14 protein-coding genes are annotated in these 25,236 nt (G+C 65.3%); 11 read left to right on the forward strand and 3 right to left on the reverse strand.

Going from position 1 to position 25,236, the window contains the following annotated elements:
* Positions 1–27: 27 nt before the first annotated feature.
* Positions 28–1,389, reverse strand: coding sequence for a GH1 family beta-glucosidase (locus DT603_RS00065; protein WP_162347816.1), 1,362 nt, complete (start codon positions 1,387–1,389; stop codon positions 28–30).
* A 230-nt stretch (positions 1,390–1,619) separates the two neighbouring features.
* Between DT603_RS00065 and DT603_RS00070 the strand changes: the two genes are divergently transcribed.
* The 10 genes from DT603_RS00070 (at position 1,620) to pbpC (ending at position 23,416) form a co-directional block, all read left to right on the forward strand.
* Positions 1,620–2,708 (forward strand): ABC transporter ATP-binding protein, encoded by a 1,089-nt coding sequence (locus tag DT603_RS00070; protein WP_162347817.1) that lies wholly within the window; start codon positions 1,620–1,622, stop codon positions 2,706–2,708.
* 240 nt (positions 2,709–2,948) lie between these two features.
* Positions 2,949–6,452 carry a chromosome segregation protein SMC gene (gene smc / locus DT603_RS00075; protein WP_162347818.1) on the forward strand — a complete coding sequence of 1,168 codons (3,504 nt, stop codon included), beginning with the start codon at positions 2,949–2,951 and terminating at the stop codon, positions 6,450–6,452.
* 125 nt (positions 6,453–6,577) lie between these two features.
* On the forward strand, positions 6,578–7,303 hold the full coding sequence (zipA, locus tag DT603_RS00080) for a cell division protein ZipA (protein WP_162347819.1): 726 nt from the start codon (positions 6,578–6,580) through the stop codon (positions 7,301–7,303).
* A 198-nt stretch (positions 7,304–7,501) separates the two neighbouring features.
* On the forward strand, positions 7,502–9,841 hold the full coding sequence (gene ligA / locus DT603_RS00085) for an NAD-dependent DNA ligase LigA (RefSeq protein WP_162347820.1): 2,340 nt from the start codon (positions 7,502–7,504) through the stop codon (positions 9,839–9,841).
* Positions 9,842–9,896: 55 nt separating this feature from the next.
* Positions 9,897–10,901 (forward strand): EF-P lysine aminoacylase EpmA, encoded by a 1,005-nt coding sequence (epmA, locus tag DT603_RS00090; protein WP_162347821.1) that lies wholly within the window; start codon positions 9,897–9,899, stop codon positions 10,899–10,901.
* Between the two features lie 93 nt (positions 10,902–10,994).
* Positions 10,995–11,708 carry a DUF3011 domain-containing protein gene (locus tag DT603_RS00095; protein WP_162347822.1) on the forward strand — a complete coding sequence of 238 codons (714 nt, stop codon included), beginning with the start codon at positions 10,995–10,997 and terminating at the stop codon, positions 11,706–11,708.
* Between the two features lie 54 nt (positions 11,709–11,762).
* Positions 11,763–12,818: an S-methyl-5-thioribose-1-phosphate isomerase gene (gene mtnA, locus DT603_RS00100; RefSeq protein ID WP_162347823.1), complete on the forward strand. Its 1,056-nt coding sequence runs from the start codon at positions 11,763–11,765 to the stop codon at positions 12,816–12,818.
* 503 nt (positions 12,819–13,321) lie between these two features.
* Complete coding sequence (gene gyrA / locus DT603_RS00105) at positions 13,322–15,916, forward strand: DNA gyrase subunit A (protein WP_162347824.1); 2,595 nt, start codon at positions 13,322–13,324, stop codon at positions 15,914–15,916.
* Between the two features lie 161 nt (positions 15,917–16,077).
* Positions 16,078–20,949 carry an alpha-2-macroglobulin family protein gene (locus DT603_RS00110; RefSeq protein ID WP_246191525.1) on the forward strand — a complete coding sequence of 1,624 codons (4,872 nt, stop codon included), beginning with the start codon at positions 16,078–16,080 and terminating at the stop codon, positions 20,947–20,949.
* 82 nt (positions 20,950–21,031) lie between these two features.
* The gene (gene pbpC, locus DT603_RS00115) at positions 21,032–23,416 is read left to right on the forward strand and encodes a penicillin-binding protein 1C (RefSeq protein ID WP_162347826.1); all 2,385 of its coding nucleotides are present in this window, start codon (positions 21,032–21,034) and stop codon (positions 23,414–23,416) included.
* Between the two features lie 119 nt (positions 23,417–23,535).
* Here the strand turns inward: pbpC and DT603_RS00120 are convergent, their stop codons facing one another.
* Complete coding sequence (locus tag DT603_RS00120; RefSeq protein ID WP_162347827.1) at positions 23,536–24,129, reverse strand: ferritin-like domain-containing protein; 594 nt, start codon at positions 24,127–24,129, stop codon at positions 23,536–23,538.
* A 30-nt stretch (positions 24,130–24,159) separates the two neighbouring features.
* Positions 24,160–24,642 carry a peroxiredoxin gene (locus DT603_RS00125; protein WP_162347828.1) on the reverse strand — a complete coding sequence of 161 codons (483 nt, stop codon included), beginning with the start codon at positions 24,640–24,642 and terminating at the stop codon, positions 24,160–24,162.
* Between the two features lie 136 nt (positions 24,643–24,778).
* On the opposite strand from DT603_RS00125, the gene DT603_RS00130 reads away from it, so the two are divergent.
* A complete protein-coding gene (locus DT603_RS00130; RefSeq protein ID WP_162347829.1) occupies positions 24,779–25,234 on the forward strand; it encodes an Hsp20/alpha crystallin family protein in 456 nt (151 codons plus the stop codon).
* Positions 25,235–25,236 lie beyond the last annotated feature (2 nt).

The following is a 25,236-nucleotide window of genomic DNA, read 5'->3' on the forward strand; positions in this document are numbered from 1 at the left end:
TACAAAGAGTATTCCGCTGCATTCGGCTCAGTCGTCCTCGTTGGTCAGCGCTGCGCCGTGGCTGGCGACAACCTTCGCATAATAGCGTGCGCTGTCCTTCGGGGTGCGGGTCTGGGTTTCGAAGTCCACGTGGACAATACCGAAGCGTTTGGAATAGCCCAGCGACCACTCCAGGTTGTCCAGCAGCGACCAGACGAAATAGCCGCCGATATCGCAGCCGGCCTCGATGGCGTTGTGCACTGCACGCAGGTGCTGGCGCAGGTAGCTCAGGCGCAGGGGGTCGCGCACACGACCGTTCTCTGCCTTGGGCGGGTCGAAGAACGCGGCGCCGTTCTCGGTGATGAAGACCTTGGGATTGCCGTAGCGTTCCTTCACCCACAGCAGGGTATCGGTGAGTCCCTGCGGGAAGACCTCCCAACCGGTTTCGGTATAGGTGTGCTGGTTCTGGCGCACCGGCACCACCTTGAGCGGCCAGTTGAGCTCGTCGTGCTTGGACACGTTGCGGGTGTAGTAGTTGACGCCGATGAAATCCAGCGGCTGCTTGATCAGGTCCATGTCGTCCTGCGACCACTCTGGCCAGGCTTCGCCGAAGATCTCGCGCAGCTCTTCCGGATAGGTGCCGAAGAAAGCCGGGTCCAGGTACTGGCGATTCATGTAGGCCTCGGCGCGCCGCGTGGCGGCGAGGTCCTCGGGACTGTCGCTGGCCGGGTACTTCGGCTCGATGTTCACCACCAGGCCGATCTCGTGCTTGCCCACTTCGCGGTATACCTTGACCGCGGCGCCATGCGCGCGCATCAGGTTGTGCGAGGCGATGGGCGCTTCGAACCGGTTGCGGTGGCCTGGCGCCAATGCCCCGTGCAGGTAGCCGCCATCGGTGACCACCCAGGGCTCGTTGAGCGTGGCCCAGCGCTTGATGCGCCCGTCAAGGCGTTCGAACATCACCCGCCCGTACTCGGCGAACCAGTCGGCGACGTCGCGGTTCAACCAGCCACCCTGGTCGTCCAGTGCCGCCGGCAGGTCCCAGTGGAACAGGGTGGCCACCGGCTGGATGTCGTTTTCCAGCAGCGTGTCGACCAGGCGCTCGTAGAAATCCATGCCTTTCTGGTTCACGCGGCCCTTGCCCTCCGGCATCACCCGGCTCCAGGAAATGCTGAAGCGGTAGGCCTGCATTCCCAGCTCTTTCATGATGTCGATGTCGCCACGCCAGCGGTTGTAGTGGTCGCAGGCCACATCGCCGGTGTCGTTGTTCAACATGCGGCCCGGCGTATGCGCGAAGCGCTGCCAGATGCTGGGGCCGGCGCCGTCGGTCAGGGGTGATCCTTCGATCTGGTAGGCAGCAGTGGCGCTTCCCCAGACGAAGCCGTCCGGGAACTGGTAAATATTCGACATGGCCCCTCCGGCGCGTCGGTGGATCTGGCTACGGGATTTGGTGCTGCTTTGTGAAAACGGTTACATGGCAGAATACCCCATGCCCATAGCCAGCGGAACGGTTCAGGGCAGACAAGGGGCCCGCGGCCTCGATAGTGCGACGTAGCGCAAAACGCACGCAGCGGCGATGTCACCGGGAGGGCCGGCGACAACGTGCAAGCCAGGTGCCCAATCCAATCGCCGGAGACAAGATGGCCAGCGTTCGACTCGACAGTGTTCGCAAGGTGTATGACAACGGCCAGGTGGCTGTGCAGGGCGCGAGTTTCGAAGTCGCCGATGGCGAACTGATGGTGCTCGTGGGACCGTCGGGCTGCGGTAAATCGACTTTGTTGCGGATGATCGCCGGGCTTGAGGACATCACCTCGGGCACCTTGTCGATCGGCGACAAGGTGGTCAACGACATCGCGCCGAAGGATCGCGATATCGCCATGGTCTTCCAGAGTTATGCGCTGTACCCGCACATGACCGTGGCCGAGAACCTGGCCTTTGGCCTGAAGCTGCGCAAGCACGACCAGGCCACCATCGACCGGCGCATCGGCGCGGCCGCCGAAACGCTGGGCCTGACCACGATGATGGACAAGCGGCCCGGGCAGATGTCGGGCGGCCAGCGCCAGCGCGTGGCCCTGGGCCGGGCGCTGGTGCGCGAGCCGTCGGTGTTCCTGCTCGACGAACCTCTTTCCAACCTGGACGCCAAGCTGCGCCATTCGGTGCGCACCGAAATCGCGCGCCTGCACCGCCAGCTCGGCACCACCATGATCTACGTCACCCACGACCAGGTCGAAGCCATGACCCTGGGGCAGCGGATCGTGGTGCTCAAGGACGGCGAGATCCAGCAGATCGACACCCCCATGGCGCTTTACGAGCGGCCGGCCAATCTGTTCGTGGCGGGTTTCCTGGGCAGTCCGGCGATGAACATCCTGCAGGGCAGGCTGGTGCAGTCCGATGGCCTGTTCCTGCAGACCAAGCAAGACCTGCGGCTTCCGCTGGGCGCGGCCCGCATTGATCCGGGCTGGCTCGACACCGAGCTGTCGGTCGGCATACGCCCGGAAAACCTGCAGCCCGGGTCGGGCCAGGCGGAGAGCTTCGAGGCGGTGGTGGACGTGATCGAGCCGGTGGGCAACGAGGCGTTCCTGAGCCTGCGCCACGGCATCCATGAACTGGTCGCGCGCGTCGCCCCGGAAAACCTGCCGCGGGTGGGCGACCTGCTCAAGCTCCATGTGGCGCCGGACCGCCTGCATTTCTTCGACCCGGTCAGCGGGCGGCGGCTGCTGCCTGGCTGAGCTGCGAAAGCGGCCGGCGTGCCGGCGTAATCCCTGCAGCCCAGACGTGCTGCGATGCCCTCCAGGCCAAGGGTTTTGCCCTCAGGACAACGCAGGCTGTCGGCTATACTCGCCCGTGGAACCGCAGTTTGATAGCGGTTGAGCCAATCGAATCAATGGGTTGGCAATCACTCTTAATACAACTTCTTATAAAGAGCAGCGTTACCGCCCTGCGGCGACGCTGCCGGAAACCCACGCCGCATGCGCCTTTCCACTATCAAGCTCGCCGGTTTCAAATCCTTCGTCGACCCGACCACGCTGCATCTGCCGACCAACATGACCGGGGTCGTGGGTCCCAATGGCTGCGGCAAGTCCAACATCATCGATGCGGTGCGCTGGGTGATGGGCGAAAGCTCGGCCAGCCGCCTGCGCGGCGATTCGCTGACCGACGTGATCTTCTCCGGCTCGGCGGCGCGCAAGCCGGTGTCGCAGGCCACGGTCGAGCTGGTCTTCGACAACAGCGACCACACCATCGCCGGCGAGTTCGCCGCCTTCAACGAGATATCGGTCAAGCGCCTGGTCAGCCGCGACGGCACCAGCAACTACTACCTCAACGGCACCAAATGCCGCCGCCGTGACATCACCGACCTGTTCCTGGGCACGGGCCTGGGTCCGCGAAGCTACTCGATCATCGAGCAGGGCATGATCAGCCAGATCATCGAGGCGCGCCCCGAAGACCTGCGCGTGTACCTGGAAGAAGCCGCCGGCATCTCCAAGTACAAGGAGCGCCGCAAGGAAACCGAGACCCGCATTCGCCACACACGCGAAAACCTCGATCGCCTGGGCGACCTGCGCGAGGAAATCACCAAGCAGCTGGAGCACCTGAAGCGCCAGGCCAGGCAGGCCGAGCAGTACCAGGCACTGCAGGAAGAGCGCAAGGTCAAGGACGCCGAGTGGAAGGCGCTGGAGTACCGCGGCCTGGACGGCCAGCTGCAGAAACTGCGCGAAGGCCTGTCCCAGGAAGAAACCAAGCTGCAACAGCTGATCGCCGAGCAGCGCGAGGCCGAGCGCCAGCTGGAGACCGGCCGCGTCGGCCGCGAGTCGGCCAGCGAAGCCCTGAACAAGGCGCAGGGCGAGGTCTACCAGGTCGGCAGCGCCCTGGCCCGCATCGAGCAGCAGATCCAGCACCAGCGGGAACTGGGCGAACGCCTGCAGAAGGCGCGCGATGAAGCCCAGAGCGCGCTCAACGAACTGGGCCAGCACATCAGCGGCGACGAAACCCGGCTGGGCGTGCTGCGCGCCTCGGTCGACGAGGCCGAGCCGCAACTTGCCGAGTTGCAGGAGAACGACCAGTACAAGCAGGAAGCGCTGCGTGAGGCAGAAGCCAGGCTGCAGGACTGGCAGCAGCGCTGGGAAACACACAGCCGTGATTCTGCCGAGGCCTCGCGGGCCGGTGAAGTGGAACGCACCCGCGTCGACTACCTGGACAAGCAGTCACTGGAAGCCGACCGCCGTCGCGAGGTCCTGACCAGCGAACGCAGCGGACTGGACCTGGACGCGCTGGCGGCCGTGTTCGAAGACGCGCAACAGCAGCACGAAACCCAGAAAGCAGCGCTCGACGGCCTCAATACCGACCTGGAAACCCGCAAGCAGTCGGTGGGCGCGCTGCAGGAACAACAGCGTGGCGCGCAATCCGAGCTGGCCGACGTCCGCAAGAATACGCAGGCGGCCCGCGGCCGCCTGTCCTCGCTGGAGACCCTGCAGCATGCCGCGCTGGGACAGGAGCAGGGTGCTGCGGTGGCCTGGCTGAAAGCGCGCGGGCTGGATTCGGCGGCGCGCGTTGGCGAAAGGCTGTCGGTCGAGTCGGGCTGGGAAAACGCAGTGGAAGGCGCGCTTGGCCAGCTGATCGAAGGCGTGCTGGTCGATGCGCCCGAAACCCTGGTCGAAGCGCTGGGCGAACTCGGCGAAGGCCGCATCGCACTGGTGTCGTCAGCTGATGACGGTTCTTCCTTCTCGCCGACTTCGCTCGCGGCCAAAGTGCAGGGACCTCTTGCCATCCGCCGCCTGCTGGCGCGCCTGCACGTGGCCGAAGACCTGGCCGAAGCCCGCCGCCTGCTGCCGCAGCTGGCCGAAGGCGATTCCATCATCACCCGCAATGGTGAACGCATGGGCGCCGGCTGGGTGCGCGTGCTGCGCTCCGGCGCCGCCAAGCAGGGTGCCTTGCTGCGCGAACGCGACATCCAGTCGCTGCGCGTGGAAATCGGATCGCTGCAGAAGCGCGAAGCCGAGCTGGACCAACTGCTCAGCAGTTTCCGCGACCAGCTGCTGGCGGCCGAGCAGCAGCGCGAAGACGCACAGCGCGCCCTCTACATCGCCCATCGCGGCGTTTCCGAACTGGCCGGCCAGTTGCAGAGCCAGCAGGGCAAGGTCGAATCGGCGCGCAACCGCATCGACCGCATCGACGGCGAACTCCTGCAACTGCACGAGACCCTGGACACCAGCCGCGAGCAGGCCCGCGAGGCGCGCTCGAAGCTGGAGGACGCGATCAGCCGCATGGCCGGACTGGAAACCAATCGCCAGTCACTGGACGCCGAACGCCGCCAGCTCGCCGAGGCCCGCGATGCCGCCCGCGATGCGGCCCGCAACTCGCGCGATACCGCCCATGCGCTGGCATTGACCCTGGAATCGCAACGCACCCAGATCGTTTCGCTGAGCCAGGCGCTGGATCGCATGGCGGGCCAGCGCGGCCAGCTGGACTCGCGCCTGGGCGACCTGTCCTCGCAGCTGAGCGCCGGTGATTCGCCGGTGGAAACACTCGAGAACGAACGCCAGGCTGCGCTGGAACAGCGCGTGCTTGCGGATCGCGCGCTGGGCGAGGCGAGGGCGGCGCTGGAAGGGATCGACAACGACCTGCGCAATTTCGAGCAGGTCCGCCACCAGCGCGACGAGCAATCCATTGCCCAGCGCGAGGTCATTTCCCAGCGCAAGCTCGACCAGCAGGCGCTGAGCCTGAAGGCCGACCAGCTTTCCTCGGCCGTGGTGAATGCGGGCTTCGTGCTCGAGGACGTCATCAACAGCCTGCCCGAGGTTGCGGCGCTGGCCGACTGGGAACAGGCGGTAACCAGCATCGACGGCAGGATGCGCCGGCTGGAGCCGGTCAACCTGGCCGCCATCCACGAATACGGCGAAGCTTCGCAGCGTTCCGAATACCTGGAAGCGCAGAACCTCGACCTGACCTCGGCCCTGGAGACGCTGGAAGAAGCAATCCGCAAGATCGACCGCGAGACCCGCGGCCGCTTCAAGGACACGTTCGACAAGGTTAATTCGGGCGTACAGGAGCTGTATCCGCGCCTGTTCGGCGGCGGCCACGCCTACCTCGAACTCACCGGCGAGGACCTGCTGGATACCGGCGTGGCCATCATGGCGCGTCCGCCGGGCAAGCGCGTCTCCAATATCTCGTTGCTGTCCGGTGGCGAAAAGGCGATGACGGCGGTGGCGCTGGTGTTCGCCATCTTCCAGCTCAACCCCGCGCCGTTCTGCCTGCTCGACGAGGTCGATGCGCCGCTGGATGAGGCCAACGTCGGCCGCTTCACCGCCATGGTCAAGGAAATGAGCGAGAAGGTGCAGTTCCTGTTCGTCAGCCACAACAAGTCGACGATGGAAGCCGCGCACCAGCTGAGCGGCGTTACCATGCGTGAGCCTGGTGTCAGCCGGCTGGTATCGGTGGACCTGGAAGAGGCCGCACGGCTGGCGGGAGCAGCCTGATTGCCGATACGATGATGGCGAACCCGATGACGGCAGGCCGGATGACGACTGATTCAACAATGACAGCCGGCATGATCCTGAAAAAACCCATTCCCTCAGCGACCCCCGCGCGGAGAAACAGATAAATGTCCGACATGGCCTTGCTTCGTATCGGCATCCTGATTGCTGGCGCACTTTTGATCGTGGCGATCGTGTTCTTCGGTCGACCCAAGAAATCCAGCCAGGGCAAGCGCATCGAGCCCGGCGAACGTGATGCCACGCGCAGCGAACCCAGCCTGGCCGGGGAACTGTCGGCCGATGGCGCGGGACTGGACTACAGCAGTGATGCGGTTTCCCAACCCGAGCTCGGCCTGCCCGGGGCGTCCATCGATTCGGACCTGGGCAAGCGGCCCAGCCAGGATTTCGACAAGATCGTCTCGCTTTATGTCGCCGCACGCGCCGGCCATGCCTTGCGTGGCGAGGACATCGTGGTGGCTGCGGAAAAAACCGGCCTGACCTTCGGCCACATGAATGTGTTCCACCGCCTGGTGGAGAATCACCCGGAACGCGGCCCGATCTTCAGCATGGCCAATATCCTGCAGCCGGGCAGTTTCGACATGGCCAACATCCGGGAGCTTGAAACCCCGGCCATCGCCTTCTTCCTGACCCTGCCGGCGCCGCTGACCGCGCTGGACGCCTGGGAGAAGCTGCTGCCCAACGTGCAGCGCATGGCCGAGCTGCTGGATGGCGTGGTGCTGGACGACAGCCGCAACGCCCTGGGCCGCCAGCGCATCATGCATATCCGCGAGGAACTGCGCGCCTACGACCGCCAGCACGAAGCACCACCGCTGACCAAGTCGCCGCGCTGGTGATACAAGCTCCTCTCCCGTCGGCGCCCGAAGGCTGTCCGCAGGTGAGAGGGGTTGGGGTGAGGGTAGGGCGAAGTCATGATGGTTCGGACGCCGCCGACTCCGCCGTACCCTCATCCGGCGCGATGCGCCACCTTCCCAGCCTTGCACACCCCTGATGGGGCGCCGAGAGGAGAAGGGTTAACAAGCCACCGCTGAATCATGACCAATCCCGCCGCCCGCGCCGCCCGACTCCGCAGCCAGCTGGAAGACGCCAGCCACCGCTATCACGTCCTCGACGAACCCAACATCCCGGACGCGGAATACGATCGTCTGCTGCGTGAACTGGAGGAGCTGGAAGCCGCCCATCCGGAATTGCTGACGCCGGATTCCCCGACCCAGCGCGTGGGCAACGCGCCGTCCGCGAAATTCGCCGAAGTCCGCCATGCCATTCCCATGCTTTCGCTGGGCAACGCCTTCAGCGAAAGCGAGGTGCGGGATTTCGTGCGCCGCATCGAGGAAAAGCTGCGGCGACCGGTACTGGAATTTTCGGCCGAGCCGAAGCTCGATGGCCTGGCCATCAGCCTGCGTTACGAAGACGGCAGCTTCGTGCAGGGCGCGACCCGTGGCGACGGCGCCAGTGGCGAGGACGTCACCGCCAACCTGCGCACGGTGAAGGCCATTCCGCTGCACCTGCGCGGGACGGGCTGGCCGCAGGTACTGGAGGTGCGTGGCGAGGTCTACATGCCCCGCGCGGGCTTCGAGCGCTACAACGAAAACGCCCGCCTGCATGGGGGCAAGGTGCTGGCCAACCCGCGCAACGGTGCTGCGGGCTCGCTGCGCCAGCTCGATCCGCGCCTGACCGCGCAACGGCCGCTGGCGTTCTTCGCCTACGGCATCGGGCTGGTGGAGGGCGGCGCGCTGCCGGACACGCATTCGGCCACCCTCGCCCGACTGCGTGAATGGGGTTTCCCGGTCAGCGCCGAATCGAAAGTGGTGCAGGGTGCTGACGGGTTGCTTGGCTATTACCAAAGCATCGGGAAAAAACGCGACGCGTTGGCCTTCGACATCGACGGGGTGGTCTACAAGCTGGACGACAATGCGGGCCAGCGCGAGATGGGCTTCGTGTCGCGCGCGCCGCGCTGGGCCATCGCCCACAAGTTCCCGGCGCAGGAGCAGGCCACCACGGTGGAGGCGATCGAGATCCAGATTGGCCGTACCGGTGCCGCTACCCCGGTCGCGCGCCTGAATCCGGTGCAGGTCGCCGGCGTGGTGGTGACCAATGCGACCCTGCACAACGCCGACCAGATCGCCCGCCTGGACGTGCGCGTCGGCGATACCGTCATCGTCCGCCGCGCCGGCGACGTTATTCCGGAAGTGGCCGGCGTGATGCTGGAGCAGCGGCCGAAGAATGCGATGCCGTGGGCCATGCCATCCACTTGTCCCATCTGTGGATCGGAGATCGTGCGCGAGGAAGGCGAGGCGGTCTGGCGCTGTTCCGGCGAGCTGTCTTGTCCGGCGCAGCGCAAGGAAGCCATCCGCCATTTCGCTTCGCGGCGCGCCATGGACATCGAAGGCCTGGGGGATCGCTTCATCGAAGATCTGTCCGACTTCGGTTACCTGCAGTCGGTCGCCGACCTCTACAAACTCAACCTCGAAGACCTGCTGGAGATGAAGCGCCGGGTCGACGAGCGGGATGGAACCACGCCGGAGACAGTGAAGGCGGGCAAGGTAGCGACCAGATGGGCGGAAAACCTGGTCGAAGCCATCGACCGCAGCCGCAAGACCACGCTGGAACGCTTCCTCTTTGCGTTGGGCATCCAGCATGTTGGCGAAAGCACCGCCAAGGCACTGGCCAACTGGTTTGGCGATCTTGAACTCATCCGCCACTTGCCCTGGCCGCTGTTCAAGCACGTGCCGGACGTGGGGGGCGAAGTGGCGCGCTCGATCGGTCATTTCCTTGACCAGCCCGGCAACCAGCAGGTCATCGACGCGCTGCTGGCCCGCGGGGTGGTGATCAGCGACACGCACCTGCCGACCGCGAAACTGCAGGAAAGCCTGGATCTGGCGAACCTGCTGCTGGATCTGGAAATTCCAAAGATCACCCGCATTCGCGCCGACCAGCTAGGCAAAGCATTCGACTCGGCACAGGCGCTGGTCGATGCGCCTACCCATCATTTCGTGACTGCGGGTCTGCCGGCCGAATCAGCGGAGTCATTGGCCGCATGGCTGGAGAAGCCGGGCAACGCCGCCTTGTTGCTGCTTGCGGGCGCTGCACTCGCCACGCTGCAGGCGATGGTGCCCCAGGGGGACGAAAGCACCGCCGGACCGCTGGATGGCAAGACGGTAGTGCTGACCGGCGGACTGGCCTCCATGAGTCGCGGCCAGGCCGGTGAGAAACTCGAAGCACTGGGCGCAAAACTCGCTGGCAGCGTATCGAAGAAGACCAGCCTGGTGGTTGCCGGCGAAGCGGCCGGATCCAAGCTGGCAAAAGCCGAGGAGCTGGGCATCGAAATCTGGGATGAAGCCAGGTTGCTCGAGTTTCTGGAAGCAAACCCATGACCAGGGCGAAGTCATTTTGCAGGGCCGACGCAAGTCGCGCGCCGCTGAAACTGCAATGGCTTCGCGACTTGCGTCGCTCCTACATGCGGAGCTGGGCATCTTGACTGGCGCCGGGCTGGAGGCACTGCGTTTGCGCGCCGCGGTCAATGCCTTGTTCCGCCTGTATTTCGCGGAGCGCGACGTGCTGGAGGTGGAGACCCCGATCCTTTCGGAGGCGGGCAACACCGAGCCCAACATCGAGAGTTTCACCACCACCTTCACGGGCCACTCCGATGCGGGCGCACGCACGCGGTGGATGCGGACCTCGCCCGAATACCCGCTCAAGCGCCTGCTCGCCGCCGGCGTGGGTGACTGCTACGAACTGGGGCGCGTGTTCCGCAACGGCGAGGCCGGCGGGCGCCACAACCCCGAGTTCACCATGCTGGAGTGGTATCGCGTCGGCTGGGATCACCTGCAGCTCATCGACGAGACCATAGAGCTGGTGCAGCGTGCACTGGCGTTGATCCGGCGCCAGGCCGAAGTGGTATCGCTGACCTATCGGGAGCTCTTCCTGCAGGGCCTGTCGCTGGATCCGTTCACTGCATCCGATCAGGAGTTGCAGGCGCCGCTGTCAACGCAGCTCATCGATGGCCGTGGCCTGACCCGTGACGACTGGCTGGATCTGCTGATCACCCATCTGCTGCAGCCGGACTTCCCGGTCGATCGCATTACCGTGGTCCGCGACTGGCCCGCCAGCCAGAGCGCACTGGCCAGGATCAGGCCGGGCGATCCCCCATTGGCTGAACGTTTCGAGCTGTACCTGGGCCATCACGAACTGGCCAACGGCTACCACGAACTCACTGACGCCCACGAGCAACGCCAGCGTTTCCATCGCGACCTTGTAGTGCGGGAAGCAAGAATCGTCTCGCTGCCTCCACTCGACGAGCGGATGCTGTCGGCACTCTCGGGCGGTATGCCGGCGTGCACCGGCGTAGCGCTGGGAGTGGATCGTCTGCTGATGGCCATGCTGGACACCGACCAAATCGCGGACGTACTGGCTTTCGCATTCAACGAAGCCTGAACAAAAGCTCCAGGTAACGCGCCCACACCGTCCTTGCAGCTGCGTTAACGGTCTTCATGGGACCCTTGCCGCAGAGACAGGGGCAGTGTGGACATGAAAGTATTGGGCAAGAACTGTGCGGCCGGCCTGGTGTTGGCGGTGGCCATCAACGCCAGCTTATCCGCAGCGCCTGCCGTGCAGGACGGTATGCGTTTTCGCTGCGAAGCCGAGCGCAGCCAGCAGCATTACTGCAGCGTCGACACCCGCAATGGCATCACCCTGGTCAAGCAGCTTTCCGGCACGCCGTGCCTGCAGGGACGCAATTGGGACTACGACCGCCATGGCGTGTGGGTGTCGCATCGCTGCCGTGCCGAGTTCATAAGCGGAACCCTTCCCCCGGAGCCCCAGCCCACTCGCGCCACCACGGTCCGATGCGAATCACGAGCCAACCGCATCCAGCACTGTGCCGCGGACACCCGTAAGGGTGTTCGCCTGACGCGGTTGCTTTCCTCCTCGGACTGCGTTGAAAACCGCGACTGGGGCAGTGACGGGGAAGGCATATGGACGGCCAATGGCTGTCGTGCGGAGTTCGCGCTGGAAGGCGATGCTGAGTCCGGCTCAGGGCGCGACCCGGCCGCTGTTCCCCATCGCCTGACCTGCCAATCGATTGCGCAACAGCGGCAGCATTGCGCGGCCGCGGCCAGCAAGGGGGTGGACCTGATCCGCCATCTGTCGAAGACGCGATGCGTGGAAGGAGCCAACTGGGGATGGAACCCGACAGGCGTTTGGGTCGACAACGGCTGCCGCGCCGAATTCCGCGTGCGTTGAAGGGCGGCATCGGGCGGGGCCACTGCTTCCGCAGGGGTGCTCTAAACTGCGCTGATGGACAGACCAATCGACTACGCCCGCTACGACCGCATCCGCCCCATCCTTTGGACCGGCGACACCCTGGACCTGCTGGACCAGCGCAAGCTGCCATTCCAGGTCGAGCACCTGAGTTCCTCCACCAGTGACGAGGTCGCCGCGGCGATCCACGCGCTGGCCGTGCGTGGCGCGCCGGCCATCGGCATCGCCGCCGCCTGGGGTGTGGTGCTCGCAGGACGTGAAGTGGAAGCGGCAGACGGTGCCGAAGCCGCTTTGAAGATGGAGCCGGCCCTGCAGCGGCTGAATGCGGCGCGCCCCACCGCAGTGAACCTGGCATGGGCCCTGGCGCGCATGCGTCGGGTCCTGCAGGTCGCGGGCGCCGACTGGCGGCTGGTGCTGGAGCGCGAGGCGCAGGCCATCGCCGACGAAGACCTGGCCGCCAATCGCCACATGGGCGCGCTGGGTGCCGGACTGATCGAGGCGGGCAGCGGCGTGCTGACCCATTGCAATACCGGTTCGCTGGCCACTGCCGGCTTCGGTACCGCGCTGGGGGTGATCCGCGCAGGTGTGGCGCAGCATCGCATCGGCAAGGTCTTTGCCGACGAGACCCGCCCCTGGCAGCAAGGCGCACGCCTGACGGTCTGGGAACTCCAGCAGGATGGGATCGACGCCACCCTGATCGCCGATTCCGCCGCCGCGCACCTGATGAAGACCGGGGCCGTGCAGTGGGTGGTGGTGGGTGCCGACCGCATCTGCGCCAATGGCGACACCGCCAACAAGATCGGGACCTACCAGCTGGCCATTGCCGCGCGCCATCATGGGGTGAAATTCATGGTCGTTGCTCCGTCCTCCACGGTGGATATGGAAACGGCCAACGGCGAACTGATCGAGATCGAGGAGCGCGACGCCAGCGAAATGCTGGGTATCGGCGGCGTGCGCATCGTGGCTGAAGGCATACACGCCTGGAATCCGGTGTTCGACGTCACTCCTGGCGACCTGATCGACGCCATCGTCACCGAGAAGGGCGTGATCGAGCAGCCGACCCTCGATAAAATGCGTGCCGCCTTCGGCTGAAGGGTGACTGCGCCGGCCTGGCGTCTGTAGGAGCGACGCGAGTCGCGAAGCCGGTAAATCATGGGCCCGGACCCTGGTGCCAATCAGGCGCTACCTGCCTCGCGACTCGCGTCGCTCCTACAGCCGGTTGCCCCGATCGCCAGCCCGGCGCAGGCCGGAAGCCGCCTCATGGGGGAAGGTGCGTGGAGCGGGCAGGGGCCGACGCATCGGGCCATCGCAGGAGTCCTTGCACTGGCTTTGCTGGTAGGGCGATGAAATCGGTGGGCCACGCAGTGGCCGCGTGACCGGTACGGTCACCACGAAGAAAAGCGGGGATCAAGGCCGGCATTTCGACGCCAGCTCTGAGCCCCTAAGTGCTTGTTTTTCCGACCTTCCAGCCCTGCGTTGAAGCCCCTATCCGTGGTACACTTCCGCAGTTGAAAATCCCCTCGATTTCCGGCTCGCCGAACCCGCTTCGGCAGCATGGTTATTGACCGAAGAAATCACCAGCAGACGGAACCCGAATGGCAGATCTCGCCAAGGAAATCATCCCGGTCAATCTCGAAGACGAGATGCGCAAGAGCTACCTGGATTACGCCATGAGCGTAATCGTGGGGCGCGCGCTTCCCGACGTCCGCGATGGCCTGAAACCCGTCCACCGCCGCGTGCTGTTCGCCATGAACGAGCTCGGCGCGCACAGCAACAAGGCCCACTTCAAATCGGCCCGTATCGTCGGTGACGTGATCGGTAAATACCATCCGCACGGCGACCAATCGGTCTACGACACCCTTGTGCGCATGGCCCAGCCATTCTCGCTTCGCTATCTGCTGGTGGACGGGCAGGGCAACTTCGGTTCGGTCGACGGCGACTCCGCCGCCGCGATGCGTTACACCGAGGCGCGCATGGCGCGCCTGACCGACCAGCTGATGGCGGACATCGACAAGGAAACGGTCGATTTCCAGCTCAACTACGACGAGAAGGAATACGAACCGACGGTCATGCCGACCCGGTTCCCGAACCTGCTGGTCAACGGCTCGGCCGGCATCGCCGTCGGCATGGCCACCAATATCCCGCCGCACAACCTTACCGAAGTCATAGACGGCCTGATCGCGCTGATCAACGATCCGGAGATCGACGTCGACGGCCTGATGCAGTACATCCCCGGTCCCGATTTCCCCACCGCCGGCATCATCAACGGCACCAGTGGCATCGTCGCCGGTTACCGCACCGGCCGCGGCCGGGTGCGGATGCGCGCCCGCGCCACCATCGAGGTCAACGACGACACCGGCCGCGAGTCGATCATCGTCACCGAGATCCCCTACCAGGTGAACAAGGCGCGGCTGATCGAGAAGATCGCCGAGCTGGTCAAGGAAAAGAAGCTGGAAGGCCTGAGCGAGCTGCGCGACGAGTCCGACAAGGACGGCATGCGCATCTACATGGAGGTCAAGCGCGGCGATTCGGCCGACGTGGTGCTCAACAACCTGTACCAGCAGACCCAGATGGAGTCGGTGTTCGGCATCAACATGGTGGCGCTGGTCGACGGCCGCCCGCAGACGCTGAACCTGAAGCAGATGCTGGAGGCGTTCATCCGCCACCGCCGCGAAGTGGTCACCCGCCGCACCATCTTCGAACTGCGCAAGGCCCGCAACCGCGCCCACATCCTCGAAGGCCTGACCGTCGCGCTGGCCAACATCGACGAGATGATCGAGCTGATCAAGACCTCGGCGAACCCGGCCGAAGCGCGCGAGCGCATGCTGGCCAAGACCTGGGAACCGGGCCTGGTAGGCGCCTTGCTGGCAGCCAGCGGCGCGGACACCTCGCGGCCCGAAGACCTGCCGGCCGGCGTCGGTTTCCTCGACGGCGTCTACCAGTTGACCGAGGTGCAGGCCACCCAGATCCTGGAAATGCGCCTGCATCGCCTTACCGGCCTTGAGCAGGAAAAGCTGACCGAGGAATACAAGGAGCTGCTGGCCGTAATCGAAGGCCTGATCCGCATCCTTGAAAATCCCGACGTGCTGCTGGACGTGATCCGCACCGAACTGCTGAACATCCGCGAGGAGTTCGGCGACGCGCGCCGCAGCGAAATCCGCCACAGCGAGGAAGACCTGGACATCCTCGACCTGATCGCCCCGGAAGACGTGGTGGTCACCCTGTCGCATGCCGGCTATGCGAAGCGCCAGCCGGCCAGCGCCTACCGGGCGCAGCGTCGTGGCGGCCGTGGCCGCAGCGCGGCGGCGACCAAGGAAGAGGATTTCATCGATCAGCTGTGGCTGGTCAACACCCACGACACCCTGCTGACCTTCACCAGCAGCGGCCGGGTGTTCTGGCTCTCCGTCTACCAGTTGCCCGAAGCCGGTTCCAACGCGCGTGGACGCCCCATCATCAACTGGATTCCGCTGGAAGCCGGCGAGCGCGTGCAGGCGGTGTTGCCGGTGCGCGAATACGCCGAAGACCAGTACGTGCTGTTCGCCACCCAGGACGGCACGGTCAAGAAGACCCCGCTCACCGAGTTCGCCTACCGCCTCTCGCGCGGCAAGATCGCCATCAACCTGGACGAAGGCGACGCGCTGGTCGGCGTGGCCCTGACCGATGGCAGCCGCGATGTGATGCTGTTCGCTTCCAACGGCAAGGCCGTGCGTTTCGCCGAGAGTTCCATCCGCAGCACCGGCCGCAACACCACCGGCGTACGCGGCATCCGCCTGGCCAAGGGCGAGCAGGTGCGAAGCCTGATCGTGGTCGAGGGTGACGGCGATATCCTCACCGCCAGCCAGCGCGGCTATGGCAAGCGCACGCCGGTCGAGGATTATCCGCGCAAGGGTCGCGGCACCCAGGGCGTGATCGCCCTGCAGACCACCGCCCGCAACGGCCAGCTGGTCGGCGCAGTGCAACTGTCGGACCACCATGAGGTGCTGCTGATTTCCGATGGTGGAACCCTGGTACGTACCCGGGCAGCGGAAATCTCGCAGGTGGGCCGCAATACCCAGGGCGTGACCCTGATCAAGCTGGCCAAGGACGAAACCCTGCAGGCGGTCGAACGCCTGGATGCGTCGCTGGACGAGGAAGAAGAAACCTCGCCCGACGCCGCCGTTGTTGCCGAGCCGCCGCCGCCCGAAGCATGAGGATCGCGGCGCCCGTCAGCGGGCGACGTTGACCCTTGGCCGACTTTGTTTGCGTTCTATACTGCCAATACATTCTGGGCAGGGAAATGCAAATGGAATTGGCATCTCGGGGAAATCAGAACGCGCGCAGCCGGCTGGTGCGCGCGTTTTTCGTTGCGGCGATGCTGGTGCTGGCACTGGGTGCCTGCAAGCGCAATGAAACCGGCCAGCTCCCCGCACCCAGCGGTGAGCCGATCAAGGCACAGAAGGAAGAGATAAAGGGCTTCGCCCTGTCCAGCGCGTATCCGGACCAGCACGACGGCGACCTTTCCATCGCGCTTGAATTCAGCCGCCCGCTGGTGGGCTCGCAGGACTTCGACGCGCTGTTGGCGGTGACCGACGACAAGGGCGCCACGGTCAAGGGCAGCTGGGTGCTGGATGACAAGGGCCTGGTCCTGCGCTTCCCGTTCGTCGAGGCCGCCAAGGATTACGAGGTGCTGGTTCGAGCCGACCTGCTGGCGGCCGATGGCAGCCGCCTGGGCAAGGAGCTGAAGCAGAAGGTCCATACCGGGCAGCTCGACCCTGCCGTCGGCTTTGCCTCGCAGGGCAGCGTGTTGCCGGCGCGGGAAAGCCGCGGCCTGCCGGTGGTGTCGATCAATGTGAAAGAGGTGGACGTCGAGTTCCTGCGGGTCACCGAAAAGAACCTGCCCAAGTTCTTCTCCGAGTACCAGCGCGGCGGGCGTCGCGGCAGCTGGGACCTGGACAGCGAATACGATGACCACACACCCATCGGCGAACTGGCCGAGCCGGTCTACGTCAACCGCTTCCTGCTGGGCGGCAAGCCCAACGAGCGCATGCTCACCTACCTGCCGATCCAGGGCGTAAAGGAGCTGCAGGAACCCGGCCTGTACTTCGCGGTGATGAAGCGCACCGGAAAGTTCTCCGGCGATTTCGAAACCGCGTTCTTCACCATCAGCGACCTGGGCCTGCATGCGCGTGCCTACAAGGACAAGCTGTTTGTGCACACGGCCTCGCTCAACAGCGGCGCCGCGGTCGGCGGGGTGGAGTTGAAGGTGCTGGACCCTCAGGGCGAGACCTTCCTGAAGGGTGAAACCGACAGCAACGGCAACGTGCTGCTGAACTACAAGCTGGAAGCCGGCCACGTGCTGGTCGCCCGGCGCGGCAAGGACGTGTCCATGCTGCCGTTCAACCAGCCGGCACTGGACCTGTCCGAGTTCTCCGTCGCCGGACGGCAGGCGGCCTGGTTCGACGTATTCGCCTGGTCGGGCCGCGACCTGTATCGCCCAGGCGAGACCGTGCGCATCAACGCGCTGCTGCGCGACAACGACGGCAAGCCCGTCGTCGCGGCTGGAAAAGTCGGCCAGCCGATCTTCCTGCGCCTTAAGCAGCCGGACGGCAAGACCTTCCGCGAAACGCGCCTGCAGCCGGGCGCCCAGGGTTATTTCAGTTTCGAGCAGGTCATCCCGCTGGAAGCGCCGACCGGACGCTGGCAGGTGGAGTTCCGCACCGATCCGGACAGCAAGGAAGCCGTGCAGGGCATGACCCTGCGCATCGAGGAATTCCTGCCCGAGCGCATGAAGCTGGACCTGCAAACCAGCCAGGCGGTGCTGAAGCCCGGCGAGCCGTTCAAGCTCACCGCGAAGGCGGCTTACCTGTATGGCGCTCCCGCGGACGGCAACCGCTTCACCGCCAAGCTCGCGGTCGCGGTGGAGCAGCATCCGCTGGAACAGCTGCCCGGGTATTTCTTTGGCGACCCCACGCTGAGCCTGCCCAAGGAAGCCAAGGACATCATCGATGCCAGCTTCGGCGCCGATGGCGTCTATGCGGAAGAGATCGCCTTGCCTGCGGAGGTCAAGCCCACCAGCACCATCGCGGCGATCGTGACCGGCAGCGTGTATGAGACGGGCGGTCGCACGGTCAATCGCTCGCTCAAGCGCGTGCTGTGGCCCGCCAGCGCGCTGGTCGGCGTGCGCCCGCTGTTCGACGACAAGGACGGCGCAGACGCCAACAGCAACGCGCGCTTCGAAATCGTGCGCGTCGATGCCGCGGGCAAGGCCCAGCCAGCCAAGGGGCTGAAGGTCACCCTGGTCCGCGAGCACCGCGACTACCACTGGAACTACGACGACGATGACGGTTGGGATTACGACTTCACCCAGCGTTTCGAAAATCTGGAAGTGAAGACGGTCGACGTGGGCGCCACGGCGGCGAAAATCGATTACCCGGTGGAGTGGGGCGGCTATCGGCTGGAGGTGTTCGATCCGGCCACTGGCCTGACCACGCGCTATCCCTTCAACGCCGGCTGGGGCTGGGACGACCAGAACCAGGGCCTGGATGCGCGCCCCGACAAGGTCAAGATCGCCCTCGACAAGACCGGCTACAAGGCCGGCGACACCATGAAGGTCACGGTGACCCCGCCACACGCCGGCCCGGGCCTGCTGATGGTGGAGAGCGACCGCATGCTGTATGTGCAGGCCATCGATGCCAAGCCGGGCAGCACGTTCCAGATCCCGGTGACCAAGGACTGGGAGCGCCACGATGTGTACGTGACCGCGCTGGTGTTCCGGGGCGGTTCGGTCTCCAGCAAGATAACCCCGGCGCGCGCCGTGGGCGTGGCCCACGTGCCGATGGATCGCCGGGCCCGTCGGGTTGCGGTTGGGCTGGTCGCGCCCAGGCAGATGCGACCCGAGCAGGACATGCCGGTCACCGTCAGCGTGCCCGAGCTTGCCGGCAAGACTGCGTTCGTGACCGTGTCGGCAGTGGACGTGGGAATACTCAACATCACCCGCTTCCCGGTGCCCGATGCCAACGCGCAGTTCTTCGCCCAGCGCCGCCTGGGCGTGGATGCCTATGACATCTATGGCCGGGTGATCGAGAGCTTCGAAGGCAGTACGGCCAAGATCCGCTTCGGTGGCGACATGGCGTTGGCGGCCCTGCCGCAGGCCAAGCGCCCGACTTCGCGGGTGCAGACCGTGGACCTGTTCGCAGGACCGGTGCAGCTCGACGCCAGGGGCAATGCGCGCATCAGGCTGAAGGTGCCTGATTTCAACGGCACGCTGCGGGTTTCGGCACTGGTGTATTCAGAGGAGCGCTATGGCAACGCCGACCGCGAAACCGTGGTGCGTGCACCGATCGTGGCCGAAGCCAGCCTGCCGCGGGTGCTGGCGCCGGGCGACAGGAGCACCGTGACCCTGGACGTGCAGAACTTCACCGGCACGGCGGGCGATTTCAAGGTCCAGGTCGATGGCATCGGGCCGCTGGATATCGCGCAGGCTTCGCGAAGTGCAAGACTCGGGAAAGATGCCAAGACAACGCTCAGCTTTCCCATCACCGCGCGCGAGGGCTATACGACGGCGCAGGTGCGAGTGCGCGTGGACGGCGGAGGTTTCAAGGTCGACCGCAAGTACGACCTGCCGGTGCGCGCCGGCTGGCCTTCGGTATTGCGTTCGCAGACACGGGTGCTCGATACGCTGTCTGCAATCGAACTGGGCAGCGGTTTCGCCGAGGGCCTGATGACTGGTTCGGTCACCGCACGCATGATGGTCAGCGCCTTGCCGCCGATTCCGTTCGGCAGCGCGCTGCAGGGTGCGCTCGAGTATCCGTATGGCTGCGCCGAACAGACCACCAGCAAGGGCTATGCCGCGCTGGAACTGGATGACGCCACCGCCAGGATGCTGGGTGTAAAGGGACTGGACCCGAAGAAGCGCCGCGAACGCATGGAAGGGGCGTTCGGGCGGCTGGCCTCGATGCAGGTTTCCAGCGGCCACTTCTCCATGTGGGGCGACGATGACTACGTCAATCCGGGCCTGACCCCGTACATCGTCGAGTTCCTGCTGGATGCGAAGGAGGGCGGTTTCGCCGTCCCCGATGCGGTGCTGCAGAAGGCCTTGAACCGCCTCAGCGAAGACCTGTTGGCCGGCGGCGCGCAGTTCTACGGTTACGACTCGCGCGAGCACCTCAGGTTCGCCAGCCAGGCGTACTCGGGCTATGTGCTGGCGCGCGTCAACCGGGCTCCGCTGGGAACCCTGCGTGCGTTGTACGACAACGAACGCGCCAGGAGCCTGACCGGTTTGCCGCTGGTGCACCTGGGCATCGCGTTGAAACTGCAGGGCGATGGGAAGCGGGGGGCCAAGGCCATTGCCGATGGTTTCGCCAAGGCCGGCGATCGCCCGGGCTACCTGGGTGACTACGGTAGCCGCGTGCGTGACGATGCGTTGATGATTGCGCTGGTGCACGAGCGCAAGGTCGCCAGACCGGAATACGACGCGCGCTCGGTGTCGCTGGGGCGCGAGCTGGATGCGCGCCGCAATAGCGGCTGGCTGTACCTCAGTACCCAGGAGCAGGTGGCGCTTGCGCGCCTGGGCAAGGCCCTGATGGCCGACCAGAAGAAACTGGTGTCGGGCAGCTACAGCGTGGGTGGCGAAACGGAAGCGATCACGCCGGTGAAGCTGTTCGGTCGCGCCTTCGATTACGCCACCCTGGCCAAGGGCGTGAAGTTCACGCCCGAAGGCGCACCGCCCCTGTTCGCCAGCCTGGAGATTGCCGGCATTCCCCGCAGCGCGCCGGCCTTCGACAACCGGCAGATCGGCATCGAGCGCAAGTACTACACGACCGACGGCAAGGACTGGAAAGGCGGCCCGCTCAAGGAGGGCGAAGCGTTGATCGTCCGCGTCAGCATCACCGCCAACGTGTCGATGCCCGATGCCTTGTTCACCGACCTGCTTCCTGCCGGGCTGGAGATCGAGAACTTCAACCTGGGCGACGCCGAGCAATGGGCGGACGTGGTCGTGGACGGCATCAACATCACCGACCGTTCCAGTTCGGCCGACGTCAAGCATGAGGAATATCGCGATGACCGCTACGTGGCGGCGCTGAAGCTTGATCGGGGCGATGCGGCCAGGGTCTTCTATCTGGTGCGCGCGGTTACGCCCGGCACCTACACGGTGCCGCCGCCGCTGGTCGAAGACATGTACCGGCCGGAAATCCGCGGGGTTGGCAAGTCGACACCTGCCTCGATCACGGTGGTGCAGCCCTGAGGAGTTGGCGCCGTGAGGGTTGACCGACGTCATCCCGGCGCAAGCCGGGATTCCTCCTGATCTGGTTCCTGGTTGTCATGTGATGGGTTGGCTGAAAAGAAATGTGGATTGCAGCCGCGGGCAGCCCGGATGGCGTCGACTGTCTCTGCTCAGGTGGAGTACGGTCGTCGTGCTGGTCACGATACTCGTACTGGATCTGGCTTCGCCCCCGCCACTCCCAAAGGCTCGCGACACCAGCACTCTGGTGGTCGCCCGCGATGGCACGCCGCTGCGCGCCTTCGCCGACCGCAATGGCGTGTGGCGTTATCCGGCCACGCCCGAATCGGTATCGCCGCTCTACCTGCAGGCGTTGCTGAATTACGAGGACCGCTGGTTCTGGAAACATCCCGGCATCAATCCCTGGGCGCTGCTGCGTGCGGGCGGGCAGTGGCTGCGCGGAGGGCGCATCGTGTCCGGCGGGTCCACCCTGACCATGCAGGTCGCGCGCATCCTCGACCCGCATACGCGCACGCCCTGGGGCAAGGCCAAGCAACTGTTGCGGGCGCTGCAACTCGAAGCTCATCTGTCGAAGCGGGAAATACTCCAGCTTTATCTGGAACGCGCGCCTTTTGGCGGCACCATCGAAGGCGTAGAGGCCGCCAGCTGGGCCTACCTCGGAAAGCCTGCTTCGCGCCTGTCGCAGGCCGAAGCCGCACTGCTGGCGGTTCTACCGCAGTCACCCAGCCGCCTGCGCCCCGATCGCCATCCCGATGCTGCCCGCAGCGCGAGGGACAAGGTGCTGCGGCGCATGGTCGCGCTGGGGGTATGGTCGCAAGCGGAGGTGGACGATGCCCGCATCGAACCGGTGGTGGCGCGCTCGCTGAAGCCGCCGCTTAGCGCCGCCTTGCTCGCCGAGCGCCTGCACCAGGCCGATCTCCGGGCGGCGCGCATCGTCTCCAGCATCGATGCCGGCCTGCAGCGGACGCTGGAAGAACGCGTGAACGCCTATTTCTCGACCTTGCCGGCGCGTACGTCGGCCGCCCTGCTGGTGATCGACAATGCCAGCATGCAGGCACGTGCCTATGTGGGTTCGGTGACCTTTGCCGACACCGAGCGGCTGGGCCACGTGGACATGGTGCGGGCGTGGCGTTCGCCCGGTTCCACCCTCAAGCCATTCCTGTACGGGCTGGCGTTCGATGACGGGCTGATCCATTCGGAAAGCCTGCTGGTCGATGCCCCACAGACCTTTGGCGGCTACCGTCCGGGCAATTTCGATTCGGCGTTCAACGGCCCCATCGGCGCGGCCGAAGCATTGCGCTTGTCGTTGAACGTGCCGGCTGTGGACCTGCTGGACCGCGTCGGGCCGGCCCGTTTTTCCGCACGCCTGGCCAATGGCGGCATCGAGCTGAAGTATCCGCGCGGCGGCAAGCCGAACCTCGCCATGATCCTGGGTGGCACCGGCGCGCGGCTCGAGGACCTGGTCGGCGCCTTCGCCTCGTTCAACCGGCAAGGCCTGGCCGGACGGGTGCGGTACACGCAGGACGACCCGCTGGTCGACCGGCGGATGATGTCGCCGGGAGCGGCCTGGATCCTGCGCGAGATCCTGGAGGCCAATCCGCGCCCCGGCTACGGCCTGGGCACCTTCGACATCGGCTCGCGTCCACGTGTGGCATGGAAGACCGGCACCAGCTATGGATTCCGCGATGCCTGGGCCATTGGCGGCACGCGCCGCTATACCGTGGGGGTCTGGGTAGGGCGACCGGACGGCACGCCGTTGCCGGGTCAGTACGGCGCGGTCACCGCCTTGCCGTTGCTGTTCGAAGTGATCGACAGCCTGCCACGCACGCGCAGCGACGGTGTGCCTTCGCCGCCACCGGCCAACGTGGCCGAGATCGACGTCTGCTGGCCCCTGGGTTTGCCCCCGGAAGACGAGGCGCCGCAGCTGTGTCAGCGAAAAATGAAGGCGTGGTCGCTGGAAGGCGCGGTGCCGCCCACGTTCCCCGAACGCGACGCGCGCCTGTGGAATGCCGGGCGCGAACGCTTCGAAGTGGATGCCAGTACTGGCATGCGGCTTTCCGGTGAATGCACGCGGCCACACCAGCCACGCGCCACGCAGATCGCCCGTTGGCCCGCGCTGGCTTCGCCGTGGCTGTCGGCGCAAACGCGCCAGCTGTCGGCACTGCCACCACTTTCGCCTGACTGTATTGCCGATGGGCGCGAGGCTTCCAACGAATTGCGCATTGAAGGCATCAATGACCGCGCCACCATAGCGCGGGCTCCCGGCAGTCGGCATGGCGCAAGGCTGCAGTTGCGCGCCTTGGGCACCGACGCGCGCGTGCAATGGCTGCTGGATGGAAAGTGGATTGCCGAGACGCAGGGCGCGCAGGCATTCCAGCGCGATTACGAAGAAGCCGGCGAACACTCCCTTACTGCATTGGCGGAAAGCGGTGCGTGGACGCGGATAAACTTCCGCATCCTCGAGCCATAGCTCGGGGACGCTGGTCCGAGGTCAGCCGGGAGACGCAAAAGGCCTTCGGCGGGAAACCGAAGGCCTTTTTTTAATCGCGAATCAAATCGTTCCCGCGATGCCGCACGGGATGCCGGTACTCAGTCTCCGATCCAGCCATCAAGCATGTCGGAGAATTCATCGGCGTGCTCTTCTTCCTGGGCAAGGATGGATTCCAGGATCCGCTTGGTGGTCGTATCGCGGTTGCCGATGTAGCTGATCATTTCGCGGTAGCTGTCGATGGCGATGCGCTCGGCCACCAGGTCTTCCTTGACCATGTCGCGCAGGTCCTGGCCTTCCTTGTATTCGGCATGTGCCCGCGCGGTAAGGGTGTCCGGATTGAGGTCCGGCTCGCCGCCCAGTTGCACGATGCGCTCGGCCAGCTGGTTGGCATGGGCCTGTTCCTGCTGCGCATGCTCCAGGAATTCGGCCTTCACCGAGTCGGCCAGCATGCCGGAGGCCATGAAGTAGTGGCGGTAATAGCGCAGCACGCATACCCACTCTGTCGCCAGCGCCTCGTTGAGCAGGCGGATCACCACTTCCTTGTCGGCGCCGTAAGTGCTGGTGATGGCGCCATCCTCGATGTTCTTGCGGGCATTGGCGCGCAGCGTCGCTTTATCGGTGAACACGCCACCACGGGCTTTCTCCAGGGCGGGCGAGCTGGCGGGTTGGGACTCGTTGGCGGGCTTGGACATTGACTGGCCTTTTTGAAGTGAAGGGGAGAATCAGCTCGGCAGGTTTTCCAGCACGTACTCGGCGGCGGAGACCTTGAATTCGCCTGGGGACTCGATCCAGAGCTGCTTGACGATGCCGTCTTCGGCGTACAGGGCATAGCGCTTGGAGCGCAGGCCCATGCCATAGCCGCTGGAGTCCATTTCCAGACCCAGCGCGCGGGTGAAATCGGCATTGCCGTCGGCCAGCATCTGCAGGCCCTCGGGCACGTCCTGCGACCGTCCCCATGCCTGCATGACGAAGGGATCGTTCACCGACACGCAGTAGACGTCGATTCCCCGCTCATGGAATGTTTCATAGTGCTCGACGTACCCGGGCAGGTGGCGTTCCGAGCAGGTGGGGGTGAAGGCGCCCGGTACCGCGAACAGGACCACCTTGTGGCCCTCGAACAGGGTAGGGGTGTCCACTGTTTCCACGCCCTCGCGAATACGCTTGAGGGTGGTTTCGGGAATGGCGTCGCCGATCTGGATGGTCATTGCTGCTCCTTGGGGATGAACGAGGGTAGGTCTGGCGATGGTAAGGCAGTGTCAAAGACTTGAAATGTCCGGGTTGGAACTCATGTTCCGGTCATGGCGGCCTGGTGCCGCCCCCAAAGCCTTCCAGGAGCATGCAATGCACATCGTCCACCACCGCCCGTGGCCGCGCCAGATCGCGCGCCAGCAGCAGATCAACCAGTTGTTCGAGCGCATCCTCGACAATGACGCGTCCCGCGTAGCCAGCAAGCCCCAATGGGCGCCGCGTGTCGACGTTCGCGAGGAAGCAGCACGTTTCGTGATCCTTGCCGACCTGCCGGGTATCGATCCCGATCAGATCGAGATCCAGATGGACAAGGGCGTGCTGAGCATCAAGGGCCAGCGCGGCACTGCTGTTGCCGACGCGGAATTGGGCCGTCATACGCGCATGGAACGGCCGCAGGGCAGCTTCCAGCGTGACTTCGCTCTGCCCGACAGTGCCGACGCCGAAGGCATCGTCGCCAGCGGCAGCAACGGGGTACTGGAGATCAGCATTCCCAAGAAAGCCGAGGCCTCGCCGCGTCGCATCCAGGTGGGCGCGTCGTCGGTGCAGTGAGC

Source organism: Pseudoxanthomonas gei (assembly GCF_010119615.1).
Lineage (GTDB): Bacteria > Pseudomonadota > Gammaproteobacteria > Xanthomonadales > Xanthomonadaceae > Pseudoxanthomonas_A > Pseudoxanthomonas_A gei.

Excerpts from the sequence above, each read along its gene's own strand:
- mtnA (WP_162347823.1), top strand. The coding sequence starts at position 11,763 with ATGGACAGACCAATCGACTACGCCCGCTACGACCGCATCCGCCCCATC.
- DT603_RS00070 (WP_162347817.1), top strand. The coding sequence starts at position 1,620 with ATGGCCAGCGTTCGACTCGACAGTGTTCGCAAGGTGTATGACAACGGC.
- smc (WP_162347818.1), top strand. The coding sequence starts at position 2,949 with ATGCGCCTTTCCACTATCAAGCTCGCCGGTTTCAAATCCTTCGTCGAC.
- DT603_RS00125 (WP_162347828.1), bottom strand. The coding sequence starts at position 24,642 with ATGACCATCCAGATCGGCGACGCCATTCCCGAAACCACCCTCAAGCGT.
- DT603_RS00065 (WP_162347816.1), bottom strand. The coding sequence starts at position 1,389 with ATGTCGAATATTTACCAGTTCCCGGACGGCTTCGTCTGGGGAAGCGCC.
- pbpC (WP_162347826.1), top strand. The coding sequence starts at position 21,032 with ATGGGTTGGCTGAAAAGAAATGTGGATTGCAGCCGCGGGCAGCCCGGA.
- DT603_RS00130 (WP_162347829.1), top strand. The coding sequence starts at position 24,779 with ATGCACATCGTCCACCACCGCCCGTGGCCGCGCCAGATCGCGCGCCAG.
- gyrA (WP_162347824.1), top strand. The coding sequence starts at position 13,322 with ATGGCAGATCTCGCCAAGGAAATCATCCCGGTCAATCTCGAAGACGAG.
- DT603_RS00110 (WP_246191525.1), top strand. The coding sequence starts at position 16,078 with ATGCTGGTGCTGGCACTGGGTGCCTGCAAGCGCAATGAAACCGGCCAG.
- ligA (WP_162347820.1), top strand. The coding sequence starts at position 7,502 with ATGACCAATCCCGCCGCCCGCGCCGCCCGACTCCGCAGCCAGCTGGAA.
- DT603_RS00095 (WP_162347822.1), top strand. The coding sequence starts at position 10,995 with ATGAAAGTATTGGGCAAGAACTGTGCGGCCGGCCTGGTGTTGGCGGTG.
- epmA (WP_162347821.1), top strand. The coding sequence starts at position 9,897 with ATGGCTTCGCGACTTGCGTCGCTCCTACATGCGGAGCTGGGCATCTTG.
- DT603_RS00120 (WP_162347827.1), bottom strand. The coding sequence starts at position 24,129 with ATGTCCAAGCCCGCCAACGAGTCCCAACCCGCCAGCTCGCCCGCCCTG.
- zipA (WP_162347819.1), top strand. The coding sequence starts at position 6,578 with ATGTCCGACATGGCCTTGCTTCGTATCGGCATCCTGATTGCTGGCGCA.